The following is a 9,541-nucleotide window of genomic DNA, read 5'->3' as shown; positions in this document are numbered from 1 at the left end:
GCTGCGCGGCCCCCGGGGGGCGCGCCGCCTGGGGGCGGGGGGGTGGGGGCGCGGGGGGCGCCCAGGCACGCCAGCGCCTGGGGCTCGGCGGGCCTGGCCGCTGCCAGGTCGGGCCGCCCGCTCGCGGCGGCGCGGGCGGTGGTGTAGGCGGGGGTGGGCTGGCCGGTTCATCCGGCTCGGTCGGCTTGGCCGGCTCTTGGGCGCGCGTCGGCTTCGGGGCGGGCGGTGGTGGCTCGGGCGGCGGTCTCCCCACCGGGATAGTCGGTGGTGGCAATGGAGGCTGGGACGGCGGTGGAGCGGCGATGGGAGCGAGCCGGTCAGCGGCCTCGTCACCGTCCATCCGTCGGGTGGGGTCCTTGGCCAGCAGCCCGAGCACCACCGGTGTCAGACGGCCCGCCCGGAGCGGCGGTGGCGGATCTTCGAAGAGCAGTGCGACCTGCGTGGCGTAATTGGAGTTGCGGTCGAAGGGGCCGGTCCCCTCCAGCGCGAAATACAGGGTGGCGCCGAGCGAGAACAGATCAGAGGCCGGGGTGGGCTCCTGGCCGCGGGCTTGTTCCGGCGCCATGTAGGGCAAGGTCCCCGGCACCTTGGCGGTCTCGGTCAGGCGGGTGTCGCCGGAGTCCTGCTCCAGCGCGATGCCATAGTCGGTCAGCAGTACCCGTCCGCCCTTGGCGCGGTACCCGGGCCGCGGTTCGCGGACGGGGCCGGTGAGCAGAATGTTGGCCGGTTTGACGTCCCGGTGCAGGAGGCCGAGCCCGTGGCCCTCCCGCAGGGCGTCCAGGACCGCCACACCTATCCGCGCGACCTCGGCGGGCGGCAGCGGACCGCGGGCGCATACCACCGCGTCCAGGTCGGTGGCGCCGGGGACGAACTCCATGACGATCCACGGCAGGCCCTCCTCCTCGAGGATGTCGTGCACGGTGGCGACATGGGGGTGGTTGCGCAGCCGGGCGGCGTGCCGGGCCTCGCGGCGGGCCCGGGCGATCCGGGGGCTCACCTCTGATTCCGGGAGGTTCGGCGGCAGGGCAATCTCTTTGAGGGCGACCTCGCACGCCAGTTCCTGGTCGTAGGCGAGCCACACGCGCCCCCAGCCTCCGGCGCCGAGCTGGCGCAGGAGCCGGTAGCGTCCGGCAATCACATGCCCGGCGACCTTGCCTGCTCCTGCCATGGCGTTTTCTCTTCCAGGATGACCAGCAGGGTTCCTCGGCGATCGGGGAGAGCCTCCTCTCTCGGTATCGCACATACCTGAAGAACGGGCAAATCGTGCATAACGGGTCGTGTGGAACGAGTAGAGCTCGCGCGTGCCCCGTGCGGCGATGCCCGGATCATGAGCGGGAAACAGCAGTGGACGGCTGGTGGGCGAAGTGGCGCTCCGGCGTGCGTGAGGCGCTGACGGCTCCATCCCTGCGGGCGGCGCGTGGGAGAACATCAGGCGCTGCCCGAGGCCGAGCAGGAGGCCGTCCGGTAGGCCATCCTCGATCACCAGCCCCGTGACCTGGGACTGCGTGGGCAGCTGTGGACGCGCGCCCACGTGGGCACACTGATCGCGAAGTTGTACGGGGTGCGCCTGACCGAACAGGGGGTGAGCAAGTGCACAGCCGGTTCGCGATCTGCTCCGGACTCGGCTTGTGCCGGTGCGGTCGCAGGTGTCTTCCAGCGGGGCTATCAGGCTCCGCCAGTTCTGCCTCTGCGGCGGTGCCCGACGTGAACTGCTCGAACTGCCAGGCGAAAGAGGGCGCTCACCGAGCACCCCCGGGAGCTGTGTCGTTGAGGAGTCGGCAGAACTCCTCCTCCAGGCTCGCGACCGGTTCGGCCAGTTCATACACCTCGACACCGATGGCCGCGGCTGTGGCCAGGATCGTCTCGGCGCTCGCCCCCTGGACGAGTACGCCATGTGCCGCCTCCGACCGGATGTCGCCCGCGGAGGAGGCGAGTTCGGCAGCCATGCGAGCGTCGTCCGAAGTGCGCACTCGCAGCGCACCCCCGGCGGGGAAGGAACGTCGGCGCAGAGCCTCGACGGAGCCGGTGAAGAGGACCCGCTTGTGCAGCACGACCACGCGGTCCGCGGTCTGCTCCACATCGGCCAGGGTACGGCTTGACAGCAGCACAGCGCGTCCCTGATCGGCCAGGCGTCTCAGGAGAGTCCGCAGCTGGCGGACGCCATGCGGGCCCAGGCCGCCTGCGGGCTCATCGAGAATGAGAACGCGCGGGTCACCGAGCAGTGCGGTGGCGAGTCCCAGGCGGTGGCGTGTGCCCTGGGAGCAGGTTTCGATCTTCCTCTCCGCGACATCCTCGATGTCGGTCATTGCCAGGACTTCGTCCACCCGGCGAGCCGGGACACCCGCCTCGGTGACAGTCGCCAGCAAGTGCTGGCGGCCCGTGTGTCCGGGGTGTGCGCCGGCATCGTCGAAAGCCACCCCCACCTGCCGGGCCGGGCCGGGAAGTTCCGCGAAGGGGCTCCCCAGGACGGTAGCGGTTCCGCGGTCCGGTGCCACCAGACCGGCCAGTATCCGCAGGCAGGTCGTCTTCCCGGCGCCATTCGGCCCGAAGAATCCGGTGACCTCACCGAACTGGACGGAGAAGGTCACATCCTCAATCGCGGTACGGGCGCCGTAGCGTTTGGTAAGCCCGGAAAAGGAAATGGCGGTCGTCAACTCTCGCACCTCTTTCTGGCTACCTCGTGTGGAGCCATGCATATACATTGACCGGCCTGTCGCGGTCGCTTGCAGGGTCGACATAGGACCTGGCAATCCGAAGACCTGCAGCTCCACTGTCCCGCGTCCCCTGGACCCAGTCTGCTGGATACCAGTCCTCCCTCTTCTGGGAGGATACCGACAAGTGCCAGCTGCTTATCTTTGCGCGCTGGAAATACTGCTCTGTGTAGATGCTCCAGGAATGGCTCTCCGTGCCGGAGTAGCGAACTCCCGTGGAGACCCTTATCTTGTATCCGCTCTCGTCCTGCTTGCGTTCGAGGCACGTCTTCGTCTTGATCGGTACGGGTTCAGAGGATTTCGCGGGAATTTTGACCCATCCGCTGCAGTTTTTCTGAACGGATGTAGCGGAGGCTTCTCCCGTGTTGACCAGAGTCAGCGCTGCGATTGCCAGGGCGGCAGGCGGAGCGGATCGGCGGAGGGACCTAAGTTTCATTTCCGTCCTGTCCTTTCGGTGACTTTGGGTGTGGCCCCACATGTGAGGCGGAACGTCTGATCTCATCTTTGCAAGCGGTGGGCGGCGAGTGCAGTCCCGAGGCTTCGGGGCTTGACGTCGGGCGGGACGTGTGAAGCACGCGCCCCAGGTGCCGTGACGTGTGGTTACGTGAATGTGCCCCCGGTCCGGCCCGGACCGGGGGCACATTCTTGAGTCGCCGAGGTGGTCACACCTGGGACAGCGGGTTCGGGACGGTCCGGGAGTATCCCATGGCCTTTTCGAATTCCCGCAGCGCCTTGAAAGCCGTACAAGCCACCTTGGCCTCGTTGCTCAGGACTCCCGCGAAGCACGTTGCCTTTTTGACATTATCCCATATCTGGTCACCAATACCGTACGTGTACCAGCGCAGGCTGACTCCTGCCGGGCGCCATTCGTTGACGAGGTAGTCCTTCACCGCGGTGTTGAAGAGCAGCGCGTCCTTGACCGGAGAGGGGCCGATAGCCTTTCCAGTCTTGCCGCCCCGCACCTTCCACTGGCAGGCCTTTTGATCCAGCCTCTTCGACCAGCTCAGGTTGATGCCGACATTCCGCTTCCCGTAGACCATGTACTCCTTGTCCGAAGTGTTGTAGAGGGCGAGTTTCTGGTCGTAGCGGACCGGACTCGAAGTCCCTGAACTACCGCACTTCACGAACTTCCACTCGTTCTTTGCGGACTCGGTCCACTTGAGGCTGATACCCCACTTGCGCCATGCATAGTAGAGGTGATCCTTCTCCCGCTGGCTGTAAAGTGCAAACGGCACGTTTGTCCCGGCGGCACCGGAGAATTTCAGTGTCCACTTCGCGGAATGCTTGATCGGCTTCGGGAGCGGCGGGTGATGCGTCTGTGTCGCAGATGCCGGGACTTGCGATACCGCCGTTGCAACCATGAGCGTCCCGAGGACACTCGCGATGGCGCGACGTGACATGACTCTGGACATGTTGAACTCCTCACGAAATCGAGAGGGTTTCCGAATCGGCGAGGTTGCCGAATTCGTTGACACGACTTTCCGCGAGGAGAGCAGGCGAGGGGTAGCCCCGTAACACCGGGGCTTGACATTCTCCCCCTTGCTTCTCTTGGAAATACTCGGGATCCGCCACCCGCCATGTCCGTTCAGGCAGGCGCGTCGGAGCCTGTGCCCTGCCGAACCCCTGGTCGACGTACTGCGCTGGTGCTCGGTGGGCCCCAGGTTGATGCTTGTTAGGAGGGCGCTGGTTGTGCGTTCCCGTGGGAAGCGGGATATGGAATCCGTAGGCGTGAGGTGAGCGGTGATGGAGCGACCCACCCCTCCTGGTGAGTGGCTTGACGAGGCACAGGTCGCCGGGGAGCCGACCTACACGGCCACGGCCACCATCGACGAACAGGGCCGTGTGACGGGGTGGAGCGAGGAGGCCCGGCGGCTGCTGGGGTATGCGCCCGCGCAGGTGGTGGGGCTTCCCGCTGCCGGGCTGCTCGCCGATGACGTCGGCGGGCAGGTGCGGCGGGCGGCGGCCAGGCAAGAACGCCTCACCGGCACAGTGGCGCTGAGACGCGGCGACGGCCACCGGCTGCAGCTGGGGCTGCTGGCGCACCACCGAGGCGGCAGTGGCGGGACAGGCGAGTGGCTCGTGGTGTGCGCGGTGGCGGACCCAGCGCGTACGCTCCGGGGTGATGCGCTGGCGAAGTGGACGTTCATTCAAGTCCCTTGCGTCCTGGCGGTCTTCGACACCGACTTGCGGCTGGTGCGCGCCAACGCGGGCATGGAGGGCGCGCTGTCCTTGGAGGAAAGGCAGATGCTCGGACTGCATCTGCCAGAGATCGCGCCGTGTCCGGCGAACGATGAGGTCGAAGAGAAGATGCGGCTGGTGATGAAAGCCGGTCAGTCGCAGCAGGTGGAGCCCTATCTTCATCCCGCGGGTGTCAGCGCGGAGCACAGCTTTTCGGCCACTCTTGCCCCGTTGAAGGACCCGGACGGCCGGGTACGTGCTGTGTGCCTGGCGGCGCACCACAAGTCGCAGGGGTACCTCACCCAGGAGCGGACGCTCCTGGGGAACGATGCCGAGGCCACCTTGGGCATCACCCGTGCCGCGCAGGAGCTGGCCGACGTCACCGTGCCTCGGCTGGCGGACTTCACCGCCGTCGACCTGCTGGAGGGCGCCCACCGCGTGGAGGAACTCCCCTTCTCGCCGGCGGAGCTGGTGACCGTGCGCCGTACCGCTGTGCGCTCGGTCCGCGAGGACAGACCTGAGTTCTTGGATGTGCCGGCGGAGACGACCGCCTACCCGGCGCTTTCTCCCCCGGCCAGGTGCTTGGCCCAGGGCCGCAGCGCCCTGTATGACACGGCCGATGCCGGTATCGCCCAGTGGGTGCAGCAGGACCCGGCAGCCGCGTGGATCCGCCGGTGGGGAGCACACTCGGTGATCGTGGTGCCGATGCGGGCGCACGGCACCATCATCGGCGTGGCGTTCTTCGGCCGTTACCAGCGCCCCGAGCCCTTCGAACCGGACGACCTGCTAGTGGCCGAGGAGCTCACCGCCCGGGCGGCAGGCAGCATCCTCGAAGCCCGTCGACGCCCCCGCGCGCATACCACCACCATGACGCTGCAGAGCAGCCTGCTGCCGCAGACGCTGCCCGATCAGGCGGCCCTGGAGGTCGCCTCCCGCTACCTGCCCGCCGCGACCCGCGCCGGTTTGGGGGGCGACTGGTTCGATGTGATTCCGCTGTCCGGCGCACGGGTGGCCCTCGTCGTGGGCGACGTCGTCGGCCACGGCATCCGTGCCTCGGCCACCATGGGCAGGCTGCGCACCGCGGTGCGTACCCTGGCCGAAGTCGACCTGCCGCCCGACGAGCTGCTCACACACCTCGACGACCTCGTCCTGCACCTGTCGGCCGAGGAGGGCAGCACGGGAAGCACCCCCGAGACTGTTGGGGGCATCGGCACCACATGCCTGTACGCGGTCTACGACCCGGTCTCATGCCGCTGCACCCTCGCCCGGGCGGGCCACCCCCAGCCCGCCGTGGCCGCCCCCAACGGCACGGTGTACCTCCTGGATGTCCCGGCCGGTCCGCCGCTGGGCCTGGGCGGTCTGCCCTTTGAGACCCTGGAGACCGAGCTGCCGGAAGGCAGCCTCCTCGTCCTGTACACCGACGGTCTGCTCCAACCTCGCGACCGCGACATCGACGAAGCTCTGGACAAGATGTTCACTGCCCTGGCCCGCCCCGTCACGCAAGTGGAGGCGGTCTGCGACAGCGTCCTTGCGGGTGTGCTGACGCACCGCCCCGATGACGACGTCGCCCTGCTCATCGCCCGTACCAGGGCTCTGCATGCCGACAAGGTCGCCGTCTGGGACCTGGCCAGCGACCCCGCAATCGTCGCCCAGGCCCGGCGCCACGCCACTGACCAGCTGGCTGTCTGGAGACTTGACGACGCCGCCCTGATCGCCGAGCTGATCGTCAGTGAACTGGTCACCAACGCCATTCGCTACGGCCGACCGCCTATCCAGCTGCGGCTGATTCACGAAGGCAACATCTTGATCAGCGAGGTCTTCGACTCGAGCAGCACCGCCCCGCACCTGCGGCGCGCCCGGCTGTTCGACGAAGGGGGGCGGGGCCTGCTGTTGGTCGCTCAGCTCGCCCACCGATGGGGCACCCGTCATGGCCCCATCGGCAAGACCATCTGGGCCGAACAGTTCCTGGCCGCCGGCACCTGAGGCTGCCGCGCAAACAAAACGTGGGCTCGGGCTCCGGGCGATGCTCCGGCTGGCCGTTGCCATGGGCAGGCGCGGGTACCGAGTGGGTCGGCTCGGGAGATCACAGCCCGAGCATCAACGCCAGTCGGATCAGTTCTGCCTGGGTGTATACGCCGGTCTTGGCCCGGATCCGGCGGAGATAGCCGTCAACGGTGTGTACGGAGATACCGAGCCGACGTGCCGTTCCGGCATAGGTGCATCCCTCTGTCATGTGCCGCAGGATCTGCTGCTCGCGGGGAGACAGGGCGGGACGTGACGTCTGGGGAGCAACGCGAGGCGGCTCATGCATGCTGACTCCTTCAGCAGGCGGGGCCCGATGCCCCACGCTCGCATACAAGAGCCGCGACGGCAGACCACGCCAACAACATTTCGAAGCCCTCTTTTCTTTCCTCCCGCCGGCGGCACTCGACTCGGCCCAGCGAGGCTGGGTCGACGCAGCCTCGGCTCCGGCTGGTGTGGGGCTGAGACAGCCGCCCGATCTGCTCGACCACTGCGCACAGGGCGTGGTCACGGCCGCCAGGGCCGCCGTCACGCGTCCAGCAGCGAGGGGGGTTCAAAATATGTCCGTTTTGCTCTAATGTTTCCCATGTGGACGATCATGAAATAGTGGCTGCCATTCGGGCTGCGGACTGCCGGGGGCTGGCAGCGGCGTACGACGCCTACGCAGGTCAGATCTATGGCTACTGCCGTTCAGTTCTTCACGACAGCGACGCTGCCGCCGACGTCTTGCAGGACACCTTCGTCCTCGCCAATGAGTGCATTGACCAGCTGCGAGACCCTCAGCGGCTTCGTCCGTGGCTCTATGCGATCGCCCGCAATGAATGCCGACACCAGTTGCGTACCAAGGGTCGCACCACTCAGCTTGAAGAAGCCGGCGAGCTGGTTGACGAGGCTGTCGACCTCGGTGCGCGCCTGCGCGCCGAGGAGATACGGACTCTGGTGTGGGAGGCCTTCGAAGGGCTCAATTCGCGTGATCGCGAGGTGCTGGAGCTGTCGGTACGCCGGGATCTGGACGGTGCCGACGTGGCTGCGGCACTGGGGGTGCAGCGCAACCATGCACATGCGCTGCTGTCCCGAGCGCGGCAACAGTTGGAGAATGCCGTGGCGGCGGTGGTCCTGGCCCGCAATGGGCGGAAGGACTGCACCGAACTGGGCCAGATGCTTGACGGCTGGGACGGCACAATGACTGTGCTGATGCGCAAGCGCATCACCCGCCACATCGGGCAATGCGAGATCTGCGACAACCCCAAGCGACGCGATGTCCGCCCCTCGGACGTGACCCACGCTGTTCCCGGTCCCTTTTCTCCCCTCGGCCCAAGGCCGCGGACCTGGTGATGTCGTCGACCCCGACGGTGACGACTCTCCTGGCGACGCTGGTGGGACGGTCACCGGCGAGCCGGACACCGGCGAATGTAAAGAGACCAACGGGAACCTCTGCTCATGATGGTGAGTAGCGTCATCCACCGCGCCAGTCTCCGACCCTGATATCCATGGGTTGGGTACCGCATGACCGAGTGTGCGTCAGGGGCCGGGCCGCCGGTCTACTGCCGAGCGTCGCCCGTGGTGAGCGGGCTGCTCATAGGGTCCGCGGGCATCGCCCCTCGCGCTGCACGGCCCGCCCGCCCGCCGGTCGTTCCGTGCGGCCGGTGGCGACTGTCAGTCCTTCATCACCGCCAGACTCCAGCCTCGACCAGGGGGTGCACGTGCACCAACGCTGGAACGAAGGCCACACCAGCGGAGCCAAGCTCCGCGAACGCGGCCGCCGCTTCCGCCGCGCACCGGATGGTGCCCCGCCCCCGCCAGGGCCGCCCGGGGTGCGCAAGGTGACTGGATGGATCACCCGGAACCCCGACCGCATGAGCGACAGCGACCAGCAGAAACTCAAGGCAATCCTGGCCCGCTGCCCCGAATTTGAGGCCGCCACCGGACGCGTCCGGGTTCTTCGCCGCGATGATGGCCATCCGTAGCGCGAGCCGACTGCCCGAATGGATTGCCGACGCCCGCGCCTACGTGAACCACGGCCTACGCGGGGCTTCGCCGACGGCCTGCTGGCTGACCTCCATGCCGTCATCCTCGGGCTGAGCGCGGAATGGGGCTGAGGCTGCCTCGCACAGACATTAAGCTGCTCAAACGGCAGATGGCAGGACGAGCCGGACTCCCCTTGCTCCACAAGCGAGTCCTACCCGTCGCCGCCAACCGCCGACAACACAGAGTCACGAACCAGACGGCTCACTGACCCGCTTCACGGAAATCTTGACTTAGCCAGGAATGCAAGCGACGCCAAGAGCCTGGTTGTGTTGGTCCTGTGAAGGTGGATGGGGCTCCGCCGCGGCACTGGGCACGGAGCCTCTGCGCGTTGGAAGGGGAATCCGCTGCGCGCGTGGTCGCGGTGTGCTGCCGAGCAGGTGAATTTGTCCTCCCTATCCTGCGCTTCCGTCCGCAAAGACGGAGTTGGGGACGCATTGGGGACGCAAGGATAGGAACAGACTGACAAAGTAGGAACGTGGAGGTTCCCTCAGTCAGAGGCCGCCGTCGCCGCCTGCGCCGCCGCCGCCGCCGATGAGGCCGCCGCCGCCGTCGCCGCCTGCGCCGCCGCCGCCGCCGATGAGGCCGCCGCCGCCGTCGCCGCC

6 protein-coding genes are annotated in these 9,541 nt (G+C 67.6%); 2 read left to right on the top strand and 4 right to left on the bottom strand.

Features of this window, described 5'->3' with window-relative positions; translation table 11 throughout:
* From ACFWWR_RS45805 to ACFWWR_RS45795, 3 genes are all read right to left on the bottom strand, one after another.
* Positions 1-1,168: serine/threonine-protein kinase (locus ACFWWR_RS45805; protein WP_384310262.1), on the bottom strand; the 1,168-nt coding region annotated here is incomplete at its 3' end.
* 571 nt (positions 1,169-1,739) lie between these two features.
* On the bottom strand, positions 1,740-2,771 hold the full coding sequence (locus ACFWWR_RS45800; RefSeq protein ID WP_384310260.1) for an ABC transporter ATP-binding protein: 1,032 nt from the start codon (positions 2,769-2,771) through the stop codon (positions 1,740-1,742).
* Positions 2,772-3,373: 602 nt separating this feature from the next.
* Positions 3,374-4,123, bottom strand: a complete 750-nt coding sequence (locus ACFWWR_RS45795; protein ID WP_383878103.1) for a hypothetical protein — start codon at positions 4,121-4,123, stop codon at positions 3,374-3,376.
* Positions 4,124-4,454: 331 nt separating this feature from the next.
* Between ACFWWR_RS45795 and ACFWWR_RS45790 the strand changes: the two genes are divergently transcribed.
* Positions 4,455-6,872, top strand: coding sequence for a SpoIIE family protein phosphatase (locus ACFWWR_RS45790; RefSeq protein WP_384310257.1), 2,418 nt, complete (start codon positions 4,455-4,457; stop codon positions 6,870-6,872).
* Between the two features lie 100 nt (positions 6,873-6,972).
* Here ACFWWR_RS45790 and ACFWWR_RS45785 read toward each other — a convergent pair whose 3' ends face one another.
* Complete coding sequence (locus tag ACFWWR_RS45785) at positions 6,973-7,200, bottom strand: response regulator transcription factor (protein WP_383878099.1); 228 nt, start codon at positions 7,198-7,200, stop codon at positions 6,973-6,975.
* Between the two features lie 299 nt (positions 7,201-7,499).
* On the opposite strand from ACFWWR_RS45785, the gene ACFWWR_RS45780 reads away from it, so the two are divergent.
* Positions 7,500-8,246, top strand: coding sequence for an RNA polymerase sigma factor (locus ACFWWR_RS45780; protein ID WP_383878097.1), 747 nt, complete (start codon positions 7,500-7,502; stop codon positions 8,244-8,246).
* The last annotated feature ends 1,295 nt before the right edge of the window (positions 8,247-9,541 follow it).

It is taken from the genome of Streptomyces sp. NPDC058678, from assembly GCF_042714835.1.
In the GTDB taxonomy this organism is placed as follows: Bacteria; Actinomycetota; Actinomycetes; order Streptomycetales; family Streptomycetaceae; genus Streptomyces.
Note: the sequence above shows the minus strand (reverse complement) of the source record. Positions and strands in the feature narration are given on the sequence as shown.